The following is a 19,265-nucleotide window of genomic DNA, read 5'->3' as shown; positions in this document are numbered from 1 at the left end:
CCATCCGCTCCTGCAAAGGCTATGCCCGGTTCCGCCGTTTCAACCGGGCTCCCGCCCGCGCAGCAGCACGCGATAGGCTGATGTGCTCAGCGCCTTCCGCTTGTCGGCCGCATCTTTCCCGATCGAACGGCTGGCGGGAACCCATGGCGCGTCATCGCCGGCATGATAGCTGTGACACATGGCGCAACCCGATGGCACGTCCGCCTTGGCCTTTTCCCCGCCATGGCAGGTGCGGCAACTGTCGATGCCGGGCAGCAGTAGCTGCTTGGCATCGTGCGATTTGGGCGCGGCATGGCAGCTTTCGCATTTCTCGGTCCGGTGTGCGGCATGGTCGAACCAGCCGTTCATCATATAGCGCATCGGCTGATGCACCGGCAGCACCTGCCAACCCGCATTGCCGTTCGTGCCCGGCGGCGTGACGATATGGCAGTCGTAGCAGGCGCCGCCCCTGGAGAAGACCGCCGTGACGGCGTCGTCCGCGCGCGACGGACGTGCCGCCGCCGCCCCGAAATAGGCATGGTAGAGCCGCCCCTGCGCATAATCGCCGGGCCGCCGCCGCGCCGTTCCGCCCAAGGCCGCCGGCTGGGCCGGGCCGGTCGAACGGAAATAGGCCCGCAGGTCCGCGACAACCTGATCCGGCTGGCCGTGGCGCAGCGTGCGGACGGTGCCGCCGATCGTCTCGAAGGCGAGGCTGTGGCACATCTGGCAGTCGCGCTCCATGTCCACTGGCAGGAAGCGCACGCCGTCGGCGGTCGGCTTGTGGCAATCCTTGCAGGCAAGCGCGTCGCCAAAGCCATATTGCGCCTTCATCGTCCGCGCCATTTTCGCGACGCCGCCGCTCGCGGACAGGTGGATGTCGTGCGGGAATTTGAGGCCGCTATCGTCCATCGGCCTGCTGTCGAGCGATGCGCGGGAGAAACGGGGATGCTGGCCCGGCCGCGCCTGCACCAGCGCGGAAAATTGCGGATGGCTGGTGCCGAAATCGGCGGCATTGCCCAGTTTCGCGTCCTTCAGGCGGTCCTTCAGCGTACCGTGGCAGTCGGTGCAGAAGGCCTGCGGCGTCGGCTGCATCGGACCTGCGCCCTCATGTTCGCGGTGGCAGTCGATGCAGGCGCCCTCAGGCGGCTTGCCGAAAGCGGCGGCCACTCCCGCCAGCAGCTTGACGCCCAGCCCCCCTTCAGCCCGTGCCATGGCGATGCGGGCGGCCGGTGCATGGTCGTGCGCATCCCTGTGGCATGTCTGGCAGGCGCTGTCGCGGACCGAGACGAACGCCTTTTGATGGCAGGTTTCGCAGCGGCCTTCGAGGGCGTGGTGGGCCTGGCTGAGCGGACCGGAGGACCAGGCCTTGTCGCCTACCATCTTGTAGATGTTGCGCGTGTCGTCCGCGGGACGACCGGCATAGCTCCAGATCGGAATGGCGAGGAAGCCGATCAGGATCGCCAGCGCCAGCGCCCAGGCCGTCAGCCGCTTGCCGGGCAGCAGGCCGCGCAGGGAGAAGACCTTCGTCTCCTCCTTTTCCTCCGAGGCTTCTGACACGGCGTCGACGCGGCGGATGGAGAGAATGGTCGCGCCGTCGTCGCCCCGCGACAGGGTGACGCGATGACCGCCGAAGCGCAGTTCCGCGCCCTTGGCTGGGTCGATCTCCGCACGCAGCACCGTGCGGCCCTCCAGCTCGAAGCCCAAGGTGCCGGTGGCGCGCACGCGGATGGTGCGTTCGTCGACCTGCTCGATCCGGGCATGGTCGGGCTCCAGCGCCAGGTCGGGCAAGTGGATGTCGCTTTCCGCCGCTCGTCCAAGGGAGAGTTGCGCCTGGGCGATGGTGGCGGCGCGAACGATCTCACGGCCATCGGCGGTGAGGCTGATCTGGCGGACTAGAAAGCTCATCTCAGGCTCACCAGTAGAAGAAGACGCTGACGACATGCGCGGTCAGCGCGGCCAGCAGGGCGAAGGTGGCAGGCACATGGACGTAGAGCCAGATTTCCAGCAGCGCCTTCAGCTTCAGGTGGCGGCGCAGACGGGCCAGCATGGCCTGCTTGCGCTCCAGCAGGGCGTCGATCCTCTCCAGCGGGTCGTTGCCGGTATCGGGCGTCTCGCCCGTCCAGCGGCGCAGCGCAGCCTGCGCCCTCGCCGTGGCGCAGCGGGGATAGCGGCCCGACAGGCGGGCGATCAGGCCGCCGCCGAAGGGATCATCCTCCAGCGACTGGCGCACCAGCGCGGCCTGTTCATGGGTCAATGGCTGCGCGGCATCATGCAGTTGCCGGTCGATGGCGCGCACCGCGTCGAGCATCTGCACCTGCGTCATTTCGGCGCGGTTGTTGCTGAGCGCGGCGGGCAGGGTCGCATAGACGGTGATGCCGAACAGGCCCGACAGGATCACCAGCATCATCAGCGCATAGGCGAGGGTATGGACATTCCATCCGAGCTGGAAGCCGGTGTGCAGCGTGGCGATGACGATCAGGCTGAGGCCGAGATAGACATGGGCGGAGGTCCAGGCCTTGAGCGACCAGCGTCCCCGAGTCATCGCCCGCTTGCGCAGGCCGAGCAGGGTCAGCCAAAGGATCAGCAGCACGCCGATCGTGCCCATGGTATAGCCGTACCAGCTGCCGCCATTATGACGCGGCGTGACGTCGACCAGCATGTAGCTGGCGATCGACAGGACGCAGATCAGCGTCGCGATCTTCAGCCAGCGGAAACCGGCGTGACGAAGAAAGCCGTCATGCAGCACTTCACCCTTGGCGCGGCGAATGGGGCTGGCGGCTCCGGCAGCCATCAGCGCGCCTCCCCGCCCAGCCGGGCGACCGTCAGGAAATCCTCCGGCGCGACACGGATGGCCGCGCCGGTGGGGCAGGCGCGCACGCAGGCCGGGCCGCCATCAATGCCGGAGCACATGTCGCATTTGATGGCCTTCTTCGGCTTTTCGACGCCGGGCTCCGCATTTTTGGTGCGCCATTTCTTCGATGGTTCGCCGGGGCCGGGGCCTGCGCCGAAGAACATCCAGTTCAGCAGGCCCGGCTTCCTGGGCGGCACGCTGTCCATGCGGATCACGCCATAGGGGCAGTTGCGCTGGCAATTGCCGCAGCCGATGCAGGTCTCGTCGATGAAGACCTCTCCATCGGGGCCGCGATGGATGGCGTTGGGCGGGCAGTCGGCCATGCAGTGCGGATGCTCGCAATGGCGGCAGCTCGTCGGCACATGCAGATGGGCATAGGTCCGGCCCGCCTCCCGATCGAGGCGGGAGAGGCCGTCGTGACTGTCCGCGCAGGCCTTTTCGCAATTGTCGCAGCCGACACAGAGATGTTCGTCGATCAGCAGCACGTCCGTCGCTTCGCCGATGCCGTTGTCGACCAGGAACTTCGCCGTTTCCGAATACATGTCGACAATGGTGGAGAAGCTGTCCTTGCGGCTTTCGATGAAGGCGTTGACGTCCTGCCGCGCCGCCATGTCGCGGCGGGCGCGTTCCAGCAGGGCGGGCTTGGCGGCCATCAGCCGGGCGAAGGCGTCGCCATTCAGCCTGATGACCTCCGACTTGACCGTCGCCTTGACCGTGGCCGTGCGCGGCCCGCCCGCGATCAGCGCCATTTCGCCCACATAGCTGCCGGCGGGAAGATAGGAGAGGAAGACGTTTTTCCCGCCGATCTTCTTCTCCACGATCATGGAGCCGACCCGGATCACATAGATGTCATTGCCAAGGTCGCCTTCGCTGAGGATCGCTTCCCCCGCCTTCACGGTCCGGATTTCCGCCGTGTCGAGAATGTCGGCAAGATCCGCCGGGGTCAGGCCGGCGCCGAACATCTGGAGCAGTTGCCGTTCGGTCGAGATGCGGGTGATGGCGCGCTTGGCCGGCGGGTTGGAGGACATGAGCTTGAGCGCCGCCGTGCGCGACACCTCCACCATGATCGAGTCCGCGCCCGCCCGCACGGTCGCGCCGCGGCGGCGGCCGGAAATGAGGCCGACTTCTCCGAAGATCGATCCCTGGTCGATGGGTATGTCGACGCCCGGCGCGACCTCCACCAGCGCCTGCCCCCGCGCGATGCCGAAGAGCGAGGAGCCGGGATCGAACTTCTCGAAGATCACATCGTCCCTGCGATAGGCGCGCACTTCGCTGTCCAGCATGAATTCGCGCATCTGGAGGGGAGAAAGGCCCTCCAGGATGGCGACGTTGGCGCGCAGATGCTCCAGCCAGTCCGCGACGCTCTTCTTTTCCGGCAAACCCGCGAATTTGGCGGCGAGTATGGGTTCGTCGGCGGGCTTCAGGTCGCGATTGCCGTTGATATATTCGACGACGTCATAACCCTGGTTCATGCAATGCTTGATCAGCGGATAGCCCGCCAGCGCGCCGATTACGAAAATGCCGGGGGCGGTGCTTTCGAATACCGGCGACAATTTGGGGAAGGCCAGGCGGTCGCCGCTGGTGAACTCAATGCCGCAACTCTCCACAAAGGCGCGCGGCGGGGCGGAACCCATGCGGGCGATGATGCGGTCGCATTTCAGCTTCACCTCGCCGTCGCGGCTGTCGAGCGTGATGAAACCGGGTTCGACCTTCGCCGTGGTGGTTTCGGTCATGATGGCAAGGCGTCCCGCTTCGGCGGCGGCCATCAGCGCCTTGACGTTCGCGGCCTTGGCGCTGGCGAACTCGGTCGAGCGGTTGAGGATCGTGACGGCATTGCCCTGCGCCACGTCGGCGGCCAGGCCCAGGGCGTTTTCTATGCCCGCATCGCCCGTGCCGACGACGAAGATATGCTCGTCATTATATTCCCCCGGATCGTCCAGCTGATATTGGACATGGGGCAGGTCGGCGCCGGGCACACGCATCAGATTGGGATTGCCCTGCGTGCCGATGGCCATGACGACCGCATCGGCAATCACATCCCGCCCGTCGCTCAGGGTCAGTCGATAGGGCGGAGCGAGCCGCTGGATTTCCTTCGTTTCGGTCGTGCCGTCGCGCCTGCGCTCGACGATCTTCTGGATGCTGCCGGGGATGGGATCGCCGATGCCGACAATCGCCTTCACCTCCGCATTATAGGCGACATTGACGCCTTGGTCCGCCGCCTGCGCGTTCCAGCGGTCGAGAATCGCTTCGCGCTTGCCTGCCTCGAAATCGCAGTCGGACCGCAGCACGAGTTGGCTGGGCGTCGCCATCACATGCTTGCCCTTCTGATATTTGAAGATGGTGTCGGACAGATGGTCCGTCTTCTCGATCAGCAGGTGCGAAAGCCCCAGTGCAGCGGCGCGCGCGGCCGCACTCAGCCCCGCCGGCCCCGATCCGACGATCGCGATACGCACGCGGTCAGTCAATGATTATCCCCCAATATGCCCCTGCGTTCCGGCTGTTACCGGATGCCTGTCCCGGGCGGCACTCTATCATTTCCGCAGCGTCACGCTAGAGAAGATCGCGGGGAACAGCCGGGGAGTGGAAGAATAATGGGTTGGAACTGGAGGCGCGTGGTCCTGATGGGCGCGGTCGGCATCGCCGCCCTATCGATCGGCTATAATCTGACGCACGCGCCGGAGGAGACGAAAGCGCCCGTCCTGCCCTCGCCGCTGACGAACGAAGGGCCGAGCGACCCGGAAGCGGCGATCCGCGCGCTACAGGACCGGGTCGGGGCAAATCCCAACGATGCGGAGGGCTGGCAGAGGCTGGGCTGGGCCTATTTCGAGAGCGGCCGCCATGCCGATGCGGTGCGCGCCTATCGCCATGCGACGAAGCTGGCGCCGGGGAACGCCACCTTCTGGTCCTCGCTTGGCGAAGCGGCAGTGATGGCGAGCGAGCGCGATCCCATGCCGAAGGAGGCGGCCGACGCCTTCGACAAGGCGATCTCGCTCGACCCCAAGGACCCCAGGGCACGTTATTTCCTGGCGGTGCGCAAGGATCTGGCGAAGGATCATGACGGCGCGATCCGCGACTGGCTGGCCCTGCTGGGCGACACGCCGCCGGGCGCGCCATGGGAAGCCGATCTGCGCCGGACGATAGAGCAGGTGGGAAAGATCAACGGCATCAATGTCGCGGAGCGGCTGGCGGCGGTGAAGCCGACCGCACCGCATCCTCCCATGGGCGCCGGCATGTCCGTGGCGGCAGCGGCGATACCGGGTCCAAGCCGCGAGCAGATGCAGGCCGCGGCGCAGCTTCCCAAGGGGCAGCAGGATGCGATGGTCGAGGGCATGGTGGCCAGCCTGGAGGCCAGGCTGAAGGCCAATCCGGGCAATGTCGACGGCTGGATCATGCTGATGCGCAGCCGCATGACGCTGGGCGAGACGGGCAAGGCGACGGCGGCCTATGCGCAGGCGCGGTCGGCCAATCCGGCGCAGGCGGGACGGATCAGGGATGAGGCGCGGACATTGGGCGTGCCGGGCGTCTGAAACCCGGCTCAGCGCAGCAGAGGCGGCCGCCAGCCCTTCATATCCACCTCGTCGCTGACCTTATAGGGAATCCCCCTGGAGTTCAGGAACAGTCGCTCCATTTCCGGGCGGGTGAAGGGCCGCGAGCCGAGGCGTCCGAACACCGCGATCTGCCCGCCCGTTTCATCGACCGCCCGGTCGCGGTCCAGCCCCTTGGACAGCGCCAAAGCCGCCGAAGGCGTCCTTGCCCAGCCAATCAGTTCCGGCTTGGGCGCGGGTGAAAAGCCATAGAAATTCGGCTGGCTCGCCGGACTGGTGAGCTGGATGACCTTGAGCCCGTTCCGGCCGTCCGCGACATAGGCGAACAGCGACGCATTGGTGGTGCCGACGATCACATCCTCCACATCGGTCATCTGCCCGCCGAACGTCTCCTTCGCGTAGACGACCGGCCGCAACGGGTTGGTGATGTTGACGATCGCCAGCCCTTCGGACTTGGCCGCGACATAGGCATAGGTCCGGGCGAGATAGATGCGGCGCGCATCGGCCAGCGGCACGGTGGCGGACGGCACCACCACCGGATCGGTGAGCTTCGTCACGTCGAAGAGCTTCAATCCTTCCGCATCCGTGACCCACAGATAGCGGAACTGGATCGCGCTTGCCCGCGCATCCTTCATCGGGCGGACGGCGGCGAGACGGGGGTGGAGCGGATCGCTGAGGTCCACCACCACCAGCCCGACATCCGCCGTGATATAGGCGATCTGCCCCGCCAGCTGGATGTGCCGCGCGCCGTTCAGCACGCCATCGGGGTTCCAGGTCACGGCCCGCTTTAGGAAATTGTTGCGGAATTCGCCATCGGCCATGGTCTCGATATTGACCATGATCAGCCCCTCGACGCTGTCCGTCACCGCCGCATAGCTGTAGATCGGCAGGAACGCCTGCTCCTGATTGATCCGGCGCAGTTCCGGCGTGTTGCGCAGCGGGTTGACCGGCTGGTTGGTGGCCAGCGCCATGCATGTCGCGTTCTTCGACGGCACGCCGCTATTGTGACCCAGCTTCGAGAAAGGCGCGCTCAGGATCGGCTCGGAAAAGCCCTTGTTCGCGATGGACGCCACGTCATAGACGCGGAAACCGCCCTTCCCTTCGGCCACATACATATATTCGCCGCGCAGTTGCAGGCATCCGACGCGCCCCGCCGTGCCCTTCACGACATTGCGGAACTCTTCTACGGCATGGGTCTCGCCCGACGCCTTCTTGTCGAAATATTTGCCGCGCACCCAATCCTTGAGTTCCCGCTTGTTCTGCTCGACATGCAGCTTCCAATAGTCGGGATAGGCATATTTCTGGAGATAGCTGCCGATCACCGCCTGCGGCTCATCCCATTCGGTAACGCGGATCGCCTCGAACCCACCCTCCAGCCCGGTCCAGGCATTCAACCCCACGAAGTTCACGAAATTGGTGCCGAGCAGCAGCAATTGCGACATGATGGCGTTGTTGTCGTCCTTGGCCGACAAATGGCAGTCGGAGCAAGTCTTCGTCTCGGTCCTGCGCACCGTATGCGGGAAATGCGGCGCGAAGGCCTGGGACGAGAAGCCGATGCCGGATATGGGCGGCTGCTGGATGTAGATGCGTTCACGGTTGATGTTGGTGGACGACAGGACCAGCGCCGAAGTCGAGCGAACCGGGGCGGTTTCATTGCCTTTGGTGGTCATATGCTTGCCAAGCTGGAACATCTCGTCCCGCGCCACCTGCGGGTTATAGGTGGCGAAGTTGCGCGTCTCCTCCCCGTCATAATGGTGGAGCGACGTCTTCCAGTTCGCCTCGATGGGCAAATGGCAACCGCCGCAACTGGTCGTCCAACTCAGGTGGCAGGTGAAGCATGCCATGTTGTCGTCGCCATGCGCCCGGTCCGCCTTCGCCACGCCGGGACCGAAGGCGAAGCTGCCATCCTCCGCGCCCGAACGGCTCACCAGCTTGGCGCGGGCGGCCTTGGCGTTGAAGTGCGGATTGGCGGGGTCGACCGAATCCTTCACCAGGCTCACTTCCCACTCCAGTTTCGGATCGACGATCGACCGCTGGATCAGCCGTTGCCGCCCGCTGGCGTCGAAATACCATTCGAAGCGCCGCTTGCCGTCCGGATTGCGCAGCAGGGCGAGATTGGTGCCCTTGGGCGGCGCGGCCGGACCGGAGGTCAGCAACGTCGGATAGGCATCCGCCGTGCCATGGCAGTCCTTGCATCCGATCTCTATGGCATTGGCCACTTCGCCATAGATGAAGCCGTTGCCATGGCTGTCCTGCGCGAAATGGCAGTCGGCGCATTGCAGGCCCTTTTCGGCATGAATGTCCATCAGGTGTACGGACTTGCCGGGATTGGTGCCGACGGGGACGAACTTGTCCTCCCCCTTCCTGCGCCATTTTTCCGGATCGTCGGCCGACACGATATTGCCGTCCGCGTCGAGCAGATTGCCCTCCCGGTCGCGCTTGAACACGCCCCGGAAATTCCAGCCATGGCCGTGATAGTCCGCGAACTGCGTATCCTTCGCCTTGTCGTTCAGGTCGTAGACGTTGCGCAGAAATTCCAGGTCCGCCCATTTGCCGCGTGGGGAAGCCCCTTCCGGATTGCGCTCCAGAGTCTCATGCACTTGCGCGGCGGTCGGATATTTCTGCTTTTCCGGCCACATCAGCGGCGCGTCGGACTCATAGTCCCACATCGTATAGCCCAGATAGCTGTTCAGGAAGATATTGGGCTGGTGCATGTGGCAGTTCATGCACTGGGCAGTCGGGATGGCGCGGGTGAAGGCGTGGCGGATCGGATGGCCGCTTTCCTTGACGGCGCCGACAGGGTGTTCGGGGCTGGCCGGATGATCCGGCTTGACGGTCTCGCCATGCGGGCCTTTCAATCCGCCATGGCTCGTCTTGGCCGCGATGGTGGGATCGACCGTGGCGGTCTGCCCGTCCCGGCCATATTGGGCGTAGATCAGGCTGTGGCGCGGTTCGCGGTCGTTGGCATAGACGACATGGCACCCCGAACAGCCCGAATGGCGATAATCGCCCGGCTGGTCGTTCGTCCCCATGAACCACATATAGGGATCGTTGAGGCGGGTCTTGTGGATGTTGAGCGCCGGAATCGCCACGCGCAAACCCGTTCCGGGGCCGCGATTGGATTGTTTGAGGTCGGGCCGCCCCGGCTCCTCCAGCCGCTGGATCGATCCGGTGGGATTGGGCAGGCCGATTTCGGGAAATTGCGTGCCGATATTGCGCCCGCCCCGCTCGAACACGCGGAAGACGTCGCCGGGCGGGATCACCTGCCATGTCGGCAGCGGATAGAGTTCCGCCAGGGCGCCGCGCGCCTTCTGTTCGGCGGTCAGCGTGCCGGGCGGGCTGCCGGGCGAGACGATCTTCGCGGGTTTCCCATCCTTGGTATAGGCCTCGCCGAAGATGTAGTTCTTGAACGGCACGATGCCGTTATTATAGGCCGCCCCACCCCACAGCATCGCGCCCGACGCCATCAGCGAACGCTCCGCCGCCTCGATGACCTGCATATGGCATGACCCGCAGGCGTCCCGCGCCACCCGATAGTCGCTGGGATTGACGAAGCGCACGAACTCCGGCGCCTCCCGGTTCAGCAACGTGTAAGTTCGCTGCGGATTGGCGGAGGAGGGATAGTGCCAGCTCTTGGGATAGCGCGGCAGCACATGCGCCCTCTCCCGCGCTGCGACATAGGCGGGGTCTTCGAAGCCCAATGCGGGATCGCCCCGCACCGCCGCATTGCCCCCATGGCAGTCGGTGCAGCCCAGCATCACCGCAGGGGTCGCGTGCATGGACGGCTCGTCGGTCTTGCTGTGGCAGCTATAGCAGCCGTCCGATTTCGCCGCGACCTGCTCGGCGGTCTGGCTCATAGGCGCTGGCGGCGCGGGGGCATAGTGGCGCTCGACCGGCTTTTCGGCGTCGGAAGCGTAGAGGATAGCCACGGGAAGGAGCAACGCCGCAAGCACCACCGCCACCGTCATTCCCGCGAAGGCGGGAATCCACCTCCCACCCCGTCGTCTGGACGCAGCGCCGGAGATGGATTCCCGCCTTCGCGGGAATGACAGAGGGGAAAAAGGCCAACGCATCAGTAACTCAAGATCAAATTGGCGAGCACGGAATAATAGTTCCTGTTGCGCTCGCTATTGGTGAAGAGGTCGCGAAATCCCGCGCCCGGCAACAGGGTCGCGCCCGACAGGCGGAAGACGATGTTCTGCGTCGCCCTGGGTCGCCAGATCGCCGCCGTCGACAAATCCCAGCCGATGGCCCTGGGAATGCTGCCCTCGTTGCGCAGCGCCCGAAGCGTAGCCGTGTTCTGGAACCAGAGGTGATTGGCGTTGGCCGACAGCCGCAGTTCCGGCATCAGGTCGAAATCGGCCCCCGCGCCCAGCAGCATCGTGCCGGGATTGTTGAAGTTCGACTGCCCCTGTTCCTTCGAGGAACGCAGGGAGTTCAATATGCCGTTGCGTCCGTTGATCCCGATCACGCGCCCACCGCCGGCAAAGGGAATGGACTGCCTGATCCAATAGCTGGTGTCCGCGCCGGCAAAGACGGGATTCTCGAAAATCGCATCGAACCCGTTTTCGCGATTGTCATGGGGATCGCCGTCGCCGCTGGCATAGAGGCCGGAAATGCGGAACCGCATCCAGTCCTTGTCGACGCTCGCTTCGGCGGCGGCGAAAAAAGCCCTGATCTGCGCGGGCCGCGAAGTGAAGATGCTGTTCCGATCCTCCCCCAGCGCACCGTAAAGCGACCCCGTCAGATTCAGCCGGCCGATCCGCCCGTCGGCATTATAGCCGAGATAGACGACATCATATTCCCGCCCGCGCAGGTCGCCCAGCAGCGCCGGACGCACCGGAAAGCCGTTGTCGTCGATCTCTATGTCCCGCTTCTCGCGGTTCATGTTGTAGACGGCGGTGATCTGGCTGGTGAGGCCGGGGATCAGGAAATCCTGCCGGTAGAGATTGGCAAGGAATATCCAGTCCCTGCGCGGCGACTGCACGACCGAATTGAGGCCGCTATTGGTGTCCTTTTCCAACCGCCAGAAAGCCGCCAGATTGAACTGGAAGCGGTTATTGTCGCGATTGCCGAACAGCCGGATGCCCAATTGCTGATCATTGAACAGAAAGCCGCGGAAATCCGACTGGAAGGGCTGGATACCGACGCGCAGCGAGCGGAAGTCATAGCGGTCCGACGTGTTGGCGAGGTGATAGTCGACAAAGGCTTCCTGCACGCCCAGAAAATGGTCGGTGCGGCGCGACGGCCGGGAGGGTTGCACGAACAGCACGCGGCGTTCGGGCACGTTCACATGATTGACGTTGAGCGCCAGCGTCAGGCGATATTCGATCTCCGGCGGCTTGAAGGCGGTCGCGCCCTTGATGAGCGCCACGCCGCCGATGAAGGTCTGGCTGAACACATAGCTCGCATCCTTGCCGAAGACATCGATGCTGCCCGGCCGCTCCGTCGTCTGCACGCCCACCGGAATCGGGAAGGTCCGTGGTTCCAGCACGGTATCGCTCACTGCATTGGCGACGAAGAACCAGTCGTCGCCCTTGATCGGCAGCCACTTCGCCTTTTCCCGGTCGATCGGCCGGTCGCCCTTCAGCATATTCTGGTTATAGGGATCGAACCAGCGTTCCTTCACCACCCCCAGGCTTTCGATCAGGCGCCAGCGATCCGGGATCGGCACCTGATCGGTCGGAAAGGCCTCCGGCGGCGGCGCTCGAACCGCACCCTTATTGTCCTGCGTCACGGCTTGGGGCAGCGGCGCTTCATAGCCGGGGCGACGGCGGCCCTCTATGGATTGACGGTCGGCATCCAAAAGCTCCTGCCAGTTTTCCGGCGGAGGGGGCGGCACAGGCTCGCCCGGCTGGGCCAGCGCGAACAGGGGCATGAGCGAGACAAGGCCCATCCCCTACAGCCCCGTGCAGACATTTTGCGATGCGCTGTCCAGGAACGGCGCGAAGGGACAGCCCACATAGCGCAGCCGCACCGTCGCATTGCCCAGGTCCACCACGATCCGGTCGGCGCGGATCGCGGCGGGCGCATTGCCGACGCCGCCCATGCGCAGGCCGGCATTGTGCAGGCCAAGGAAGCTGATCATGTCATCCTGATCGATGCCGTCGCCCGACACGCCGATGGCGCCGACCAGCACATTGCCGCGATAGATGGGCACGGAACCGGGAAAGATCTGGATGCCGTTCTGCACCCGGTTCCGGTCGGAGACGGTCGGCACGGCCGAACAGCGCTGCGGCGCGTCTGTCGCGCTGGCCCCCGTCACGAAGGCGAGATGGGCGGCGAGATCGCCCACCACCAGCGCCGATTGCAAGCCGGTGGAGAAGGGGTTGAACTGCGCTATGGGACGCGAAAAGGGCCCGTTGGGCCGCCCAACCTCGCCATCGGGAAAATAAGGACGGGAAAGATTGCCATTGGCGCGATCGGTGAAGGCATATCGCCCGGTCAACGCGGACGGATCGTTAAGGAAGGTCCGCGCCTTCCCCACGAAGGCCGCCACATCGGCGCTGCTGCTGCCCAGCAGGTCCGACGCCGCATGGGAACCGGAGAAGAAGGCCGCCGTCCGGGCCTTTTGCAGGCTGACGTCGGTGCCGAATATCGGCGCGTCGGGCGACCGGACGATGCCCAGCGACTGCCCGCGCGTATCGACCAGGCTGATCGTCACCTGCGCCCGGCTGTCCAGCGGCTGGCGGATCTGCGCCCGCGCCCGGCTCATGACGGTGAAGGCTTCTTCGAGGATCGCAGTCACTTCCGCCGTCGTGAGCGGCTGCGCCACATCGCCCGCGTCGGTTCCGGCGCGGATGGGGAAGCGGTCATTGCCCGACCCGTCGGTCAGGACGAAGGCGTCGGTCTTGGAAAATTCGGCGGACCGGGCCCGGCGGACGCCCGACGCCTCTGTACCATAAGCGACACCCGCCAGGATCATCGGTGCGGGATCGCCATAATAGCCGCGCACCGCGACCAGCGCGCCTTCGCTTCCGTTGATCGCGGCGAAGCTCAACGCACCCGTCGCGATCAGCCCGGAATAGGCCGCATCGGAATAGCGCAGCGAGGTGCCGTCCACCGTGATGCGATCAGCGCGGACAGTCTCGGGCGCCTCGAACCCCAGGGTCCCCGCCAGCGCGATATATTCTTCCGGATCATTGTCGTCGTCCAGCACATTGCCGTCGGAACCATAGACGCCGTCCGCCATGACGCCGATGCCGCCGACCACCACGCCATTCTTGTAGAGCGGGAAGCCCCCCGGATCGGCCGCCAGCCCCAAGGGCGACCGCTTCGGCCCGATCATCGCCTGCGCGCCCGAGGAGACGAAGCGCGCCGAAAGGTCGGAACAGGGCAATTGGCTGAACTGCACGCCGAACAGCGGCCCGCTTTCCAGCCCGGCCGTGGTCGGCGCGGGCGGAAAATGCTGCTGCACGATCATGCTCGCCGTGCGGGTCGAAAAGGCGTTGCCGCCGCTCGACAGATAGGCGCCGGTGATCGCCTTGGCGATGGCGCCGGCCTCTGCGGGAACGGTCAGGTTCTGCGCGTCGATATTGTCGCCATTGGGTGCGGCGCTGGTGGTGGCGCCTGCCCGCGCGCCGGTCATGCGGAAGACCGTGAGCACATTGCCCACCCGGTCGGTCACGGCGATCACGGCGGGCAGGTTGCGCGCCTTTGCCTCCGCCACGGCATGCGCCACCACGGTTTCGACATCCGCGACCGTCAGCGATTCCTGCGCGGGCGTCCCATAGAGGCTGGCCGGCGTTGGCGTCGGGGTGGGCGCTGGCGTCGGCGTGCCGCTGCTGTCGCCGCCTCCCCCGCCGCAGGAGGAGAGGATCAACGCTGCGCTCGCGGCGAGTGCGCTCAGCCGATGATGCTGCGCCCTCATTGCAGCGCCCCGATGCTGCGCGCCGCGCTGCCCAGTGCGGCGCGGAAATCGCCGGGGCGATAGCCGTTCGGTTCCCTGACGGCTGCATAGGCGCGGTTGACGTCCGCCCGGATGCCCGCCGCCGCGCCGATGGTGACGCGCCCGGATTTCACCAGACCGTTGAGCAGCGTGTCGACCGCCATCACCGCCTGCACCGACCCTTCATAATCGGTGAAGCGCGGCGAAATGGCGCTGCCCGCAATCTCGCGCACGATGGCGAAGGCCATGTCGCCCTGCATCCCGCCAGCCGCAAAGGCATCCGCCAGCGCTCGCGCGCTGCCCGCCAGCCTGCCCGCCGCCGCGACCGCCCCGGCCCGATCCCGCGCAATCGCAGCATGGAAGGCGCGGCTGTCCGCATCGAAGCGCCCGGCCAGTCCCGGCGCAGCCACACGCGCCGCCGCGGACAGCAGGATCATGTTCTCGTCATTGAAGGGCGGCATGCCCGCTGGAATGGGCCGGCCCGGATTGGCTTCCCAGGTCTTGCTGCGCTCCGCCTGGTCGTAGATGCGGCGGTGGCAGCTCTGGCAATCGAAGAAATAGAATTCGGGGAAGGCCCCCTCCGTCCCCTTTTCCCCGGCATAGAGGGTCAGCGCCCGTTCCACCGCCATCGCCTGCCCCACGGCCCAGAGCTTCAGGCTGTCTGTCCGCCCCTTGCGCTGCGCATAGTCGCCATCCTCGTCATGATGCGCCTGCATGGAGGAGAAGAGGTCGAGTTCGAAGGAGATGCGCGGATGACCCGCCGCCATGATGCGGTGCGTGACGAACTGACCGTCCCGCGCGCTGCCGAAATGGCAATCGAGGCAGACCGATGCCCGTGCCTGCGGCCGGTCGAGCGGCGTCATGCCCGCCGCGACATTGGCGGCATGGCTCGCGCCCACGGCATAGTGGGAGGCGATCCAGCCGCTCGCCGGGCCATGGCAGGCCTCGCAGCCGACGCCATCCTGCGTCAGGAAGCGCGCGCCGCGCGCCGCCGCCGGGGTGGAATGGCAGCCAAGACAGGCCGGCGCGGAGGCGGCGTCGCCCAGCCCCAATGTCGCCGCGATCTGCTGGCCGCGCGTGCCGTTCAGCACGGCATGGGCGCGGCTATGGGCACCGCCCGGCGTCGACGGCTCCTGCCACCGCATCAGTTCGTCCTGACGCACGACCTTGCCGTCCCCCTCCATCCGGCCATGGCAGGTGGACCCCGCGCAGGAGGCTACGCCGGTATAGGCGCGCGCCGCCGGCGCGGCATCCGCCACGCCCCATTCGCCACCGGGCAGGCCGGACAGCAGCAGCCATCCCAGCAGCATGACGCACAGCGCCATGCCGCCCAAGGACCTGCCTATCACCCTGCGCTTACCGCCCCCCATTCGTCACGCCCCCGTGCCGGCTGATTCGGACGCTTTCCCCTGCGTCCGCCGTGCATTTCTCTCTACGGGTTCAACCCGTTGTTTCAATCCCGTTTTACCTTTGTCCGCCGATCATCGCGCGCCGCCTTCCGCGCAGTTCGGTTCATCCGGTCCGCCGCAGGAGCGTTCCCACAGATCCTCATTGCCAGCGCCCGTCACCGGCTCGTCGATCAGCGGCGGATAGCCCTGCGCCACGATGTCGCGCAATTCGATGAGGGAGAGGGTGAAGATGCGGCTGACCGACACCGAAGGATCGAGCACGCCGTTCCAGGTATCCCGGCTGTCGAAGCCGGTGCCGGTACAGGCGGCGGGATTGCCGATGAGACAGCCGTTGACCTTCGACCCCAGGGCATAGGAACCATTGACGGCGACCAGCGGAACCGTCTCCAGCCCCTGCGCGAAACCGCCCATGGGCAGGGCAAGCCGCCCGTTGATGGCGATCTGCAACGCGGAGCCGCCCGAGCCGATCAGCAGCGCATTGGCCGTGAAGCCGCGCCGGTCCGGGATCGTGCTGGAGAGGCCGCTATTCTGGATGAAGAAGGTCTGGCTCGCATTCGCCAGGATCGTCCCCGCGCGCAGGATGCCCGTATCGTTCACCAGCCCATCATTCTGCGCCAGCCGCAATTCCCTGGCGATGAGCGAGCCTGTCGAAGCGACGTCCGCCATGGCCGACAGGGACGCGGCGATGATGTTCGGGCTGTCCAGTGTCAAGACGCCGCCCAATCCGCCATTGCCGTCGCTGATGTCGATGGAGCCGGGACCGGCGACGATGTCCAACATCTGCCCCGCCGACAGGATCAGCCCGCCCTGCCCCGAGCGTCCGGTCAGCCGTACCGCCCCCTCGACGCGCAGATGCCCGCCGGCGCCGATCGTTAGCAGGCCGCCACCCGGCAGATTGGCGGTGCCAAGGGTCAGATCCCGCACGACGATGTCGGGCGATCCCGCAACGCCCCGCCCGGGCGCGCCGATGGCGATGTCCGCCGCCGCTACCCGCGCCAGTTCCGCCGCCGACAGGCTGTAGGTTCCGGCGACGTCGCTGCCGCCGACATAAGCGGGCTGTTGCAGGTTCACCGCGTTGAAGACGATGCGGCTCGTTCCGCTCAGGCTGCCGATCCGCGCTGCCCCGCCAAGGACGATGTCGCCGGACGCCATCGTGATCGTCCGTGCGCCGACGGAAGCCGTCAGGCTCAGCAACCCTCCCGCATTCAACAGGATGCCGCCCGTTTGCGACGTCACATTGCCGAAACTCGCCACGCCCGAGGCGGTGGCCGTCAGCGATCCCGTGGCGTCGAGCGCGGTCGCATCGATCGATCCGCCGGTGAGCGTCATATTGCCCCCCGCACTCGCATCGACAATGGAAAGAGCGCCGCCAGCGTTCAACAGCAACGCGCCTGCCGATGCCGTGGCCTGCGCTACGGCCATGTTGCCGGTCGCGCCGAGACTCACCACGTCTCCGCTGGCCGTTATCGCTCCAGCCGATGCGATGTCGCCCACCATCAGGCTGCCGGCGCCCGCGTTCAGCAGGCTCTGGCCGCCCGCGCTTAGGCTGGCGGCGTCGATCCCCTGCCCGGACAGGGCCAGACTGCTGCCTGATGCTGCGTTGCCGATGGTCAGGCGATTGGCGGCGGCCATGACGATCGCGCCTGATGCACGGGCATCCGTCACATTCAGGTCGGTTGAGGATTGCAGCAACAGGTCGCCATTGCGCGCCGTCAGGCCGCTGCTGACGATGGCGCCCGCGGCGATGTCGATCGCGCCCGCCGCCACTGCGCCGCCAAGCTGCGCAAGGCCCGACGGCCCCGGCGCGCGCACCTGGAGGAGTCCTGCAATATCGGCATTGCGCAGCAGCAGGCTGGAATTGACGATCAGATCGCCGCTCATCAGCGCATTGCCGATGCGGACCGGAGCGCCGGACGCCGCCAATCGCTGGGTATCGGCGGACAGCGTCCCGATGTCGATATTGGCGGCGGACAGGGTGCCGGTGCCCGCGCCAATGTCCAGCCGGCCGGAGACGGCGAAGTCGCCCCCGATCGCAATGCCGCCCGTCCCCAACATATTGCCGGCGGAATCAACCTGATCGAGCAATGTGCCTGACGCCAGATCACCCAGCACTATGTCGCCCGCCCCGCCCAGGCCGATGGCTGCCGTGCCGCCCGCCCTGGCGGCAGCGCCCGTGCCGTTGACGCTGCCCTGCGCGAACAGCCGCAGGTCGCCGCCCGCCGTCAGGGCGCTGCCGCTGCCGAGGCCGATATTGCCCCCCGTGGCGAGGATCGTCAAACCTGCCACCGCGCGCAGGCTGCCCGCCGTCAACAGGGTGACATCGCCGGGAGTCGTGAACAGGATGCTGTTCGCAAACAGGCTGTCGCTGCCCAGTGGCCGCGCGGCATGGCTCAGGTCGATGCGCGTGCCCGAAGTTCCGGTGAGGGCGCCGGTCGCGGCCAGCCCCCCCGACCCTGTGAAGGCGAAGGAAAGCGGTCCATCGCTCGTGAAGCCGGCATTCCCACCCACCTGCACGGCATTGCTCGCCGCAAAGGAGATCCCGGAAAATCCGGCCACCGGAACACCGAGGCTGGAAAGCGCGAGCGATCCGTTGACGCGCAGCCCACCGTTCGCGGCGGTGCTGCTGTCGGTGAAGCGGACCAGCCCGCTCATGTCACCGCTCGCGCCCATGAACAATGCGTCGATCAGCCGCTGCGCGCCCGGTGACAGCAGGCCGCCATCGCCATTGGCAAGACTGGCGGTGCCGCCGCTGCCCAGGCCTGCCGCGCCCCCGGCCGACGCGCCAGCCGGCCCGGCGCCGCCGATTCCGCCAGGCCCGCCCAATCCATCCGCGCGCAGGGCGAGGCCGCCCAGCACATAATCGCCATTACCCGCGTCGAACGCCGCAAGGCCGCCGGTGCCGTTCCCGCCGCTACCACCCAGGCCGCCGGTGAGGCCCGCATTGCTGCCCGCGCTGCCATCGGCTCCGTTGCCACCCAGGCCGACCGCCGTGATGCTGTAGGCCGGCATCTGGGGCAAAGCGCTGCCAGTCGTCATGCGCGCATCCGCAATATGCAAGGTGGCGGAGCCGGCGAACCCATTGCCGCCCGCACCGCCATTGCCGCCAACCGGCCCGGCCGTACCGATGGCTCCATCGCCACCCGTGGCATTGCCGCTGATACGCAGCGCGAGCCCTGTTATCGCCGCCGCTCCAGCATTGAGATCGAGCAGCGCTGTGCCGCCGGTCGCGTCGCCGCCATCCGCCCCGGCAAGGCCTGCGCCGCTGCGCACGCCGCTCTGGCCGCCCGCCCCGCCTAGCGCCTCGGCCAGCACGCCGATGTCGCCGGCATCCAGCAGGGTGGACGATCCGGTCAGGCCGAACGTCGCGCTACCGCCAAAGGCATCGCCGCCGCGCCCGCCGCTGCCGTCATGGCCCGTGCCGCCAGCACCGCCCAGGCCGGCGGCGGTGACGCGCAGCGCGCCGCTCACCGTCGTCGTGCCGAACGCCAGATCGAGCGTCGCAACGCCGCCCGTCCCCGTACCGCCGGCGCCGCCGGTCCCCCCGCCGCCGCCCATGCTGCCGATGCCGTCGGCGCTGACGGTCAGGCTGGCGA

9 protein-coding genes are annotated in these 19,265 nt (G+C 66.6%); 1 reads left to right on the top strand and 8 read right to left on the bottom strand.

Features of this window, described 5'->3' with window-relative positions; translation table 11 throughout:
• Positions 1 to 39: 39 nt before the first annotated feature.
• From K7W03_RS11515 to K7W03_RS11505, 3 genes are read right to left on the bottom strand one after another with little or no spacing between them, the layout of a single operon-like run.
• The gene (locus K7W03_RS11515; protein ID WP_103001024.1) at positions 40 to 1,884 is read right to left on the bottom strand and encodes a cytochrome c3 family protein; all 1,845 of its coding nucleotides are present in this window, start codon (positions 1,882 to 1,884) and stop codon (positions 40 to 42) included.
• Positions 1,885 to 1,891: 7 nt separating this feature from the next.
• Positions 1,892 to 2,770 carry a hypothetical protein gene (locus K7W03_RS11510; protein ID WP_103001025.1) on the bottom strand — a complete coding sequence of 293 codons (879 nt, stop codon included), beginning with the start codon at positions 2,768 to 2,770 and terminating at the stop codon, positions 1,892 to 1,894.
• Positions 2,770 to 5,283 carry a cyclic nucleotide-binding domain-containing protein gene (locus tag K7W03_RS11505; RefSeq protein ID WP_222886379.1) on the bottom strand — a complete coding sequence of 838 codons (2,514 nt, stop codon included), beginning with the start codon at positions 5,281 to 5,283 and terminating at the stop codon, positions 2,770 to 2,772. Before K7W03_RS11505 ends, K7W03_RS11510 begins: the two co-directional genes overlap by 1 nt.
• 168 nt (positions 5,284 to 5,451) lie before the next feature.
• On the opposite strand from K7W03_RS11505, the gene K7W03_RS11500 reads away from it, so the two are divergent.
• Positions 5,452 to 6,357 carry a tetratricopeptide repeat protein gene (locus K7W03_RS11500; protein WP_222886378.1) on the top strand — a complete coding sequence of 302 codons (906 nt, stop codon included), beginning with the start codon at positions 5,452 to 5,454 and terminating at the stop codon, positions 6,355 to 6,357.
• 8 nt (positions 6,358 to 6,365) lie between these two features.
• On the opposite strand, the gene K7W03_RS28335 is transcribed toward K7W03_RS11500, so the two are convergent.
• The 5 genes from K7W03_RS28335 to K7W03_RS11475 all read right to left on the bottom strand — a co-directional run.
• Positions 6,366 to 7,196 (bottom strand): LVIVD repeat-containing protein, encoded by an 831-nt coding sequence (locus K7W03_RS28335; protein WP_413469327.1) that lies wholly within the window; start codon positions 7,194 to 7,196, stop codon positions 6,366 to 6,368.
• A 3,251-nt stretch (positions 7,197 to 10,447) separates the two neighbouring features.
• Positions 10,448 to 12,271, bottom strand: coding sequence for a hypothetical protein (locus K7W03_RS11490; RefSeq protein WP_103001028.1), 1,824 nt, complete (start codon positions 12,269 to 12,271; stop codon positions 10,448 to 10,450).
• A gap of 3 nt (positions 12,272 to 12,274) precedes the next feature.
• A complete protein-coding gene (locus K7W03_RS11485; RefSeq protein WP_103001029.1) occupies positions 12,275 to 14,245 on the bottom strand; it encodes a heme-binding protein in 1,971 nt (656 codons plus the stop codon).
• The gene (locus K7W03_RS11480; RefSeq protein WP_103001030.1) at positions 14,242 to 15,633 is read right to left on the bottom strand and encodes a multiheme c-type cytochrome; all 1,392 of its coding nucleotides are present in this window, start codon (positions 15,631 to 15,633) and stop codon (positions 14,242 to 14,244) included. The genes K7W03_RS11485 and K7W03_RS11480 overlap by 4 nt, the downstream gene beginning before the upstream one ends.
• Positions 15,634 to 15,744: 111 nt before the next feature.
• Positions 15,745 to 19,265: beta strand repeat-containing protein (locus K7W03_RS11475; protein ID WP_413469326.1), on the bottom strand; the 3,521-nt coding region annotated here is incomplete at its 5' end.

It is taken from the genome of Sphingobium sp. PNB (assembly GCF_019873065.1).
GTDB classification, from domain to species: Bacteria; Pseudomonadota; Alphaproteobacteria; order Sphingomonadales; family Sphingomonadaceae; genus Sphingobium; species Sphingobium fuliginis.
The sequence above is the reverse complement of the archived record's forward strand: the minus strand, read 5'-3'. Positions and strand labels throughout refer to the sequence as shown.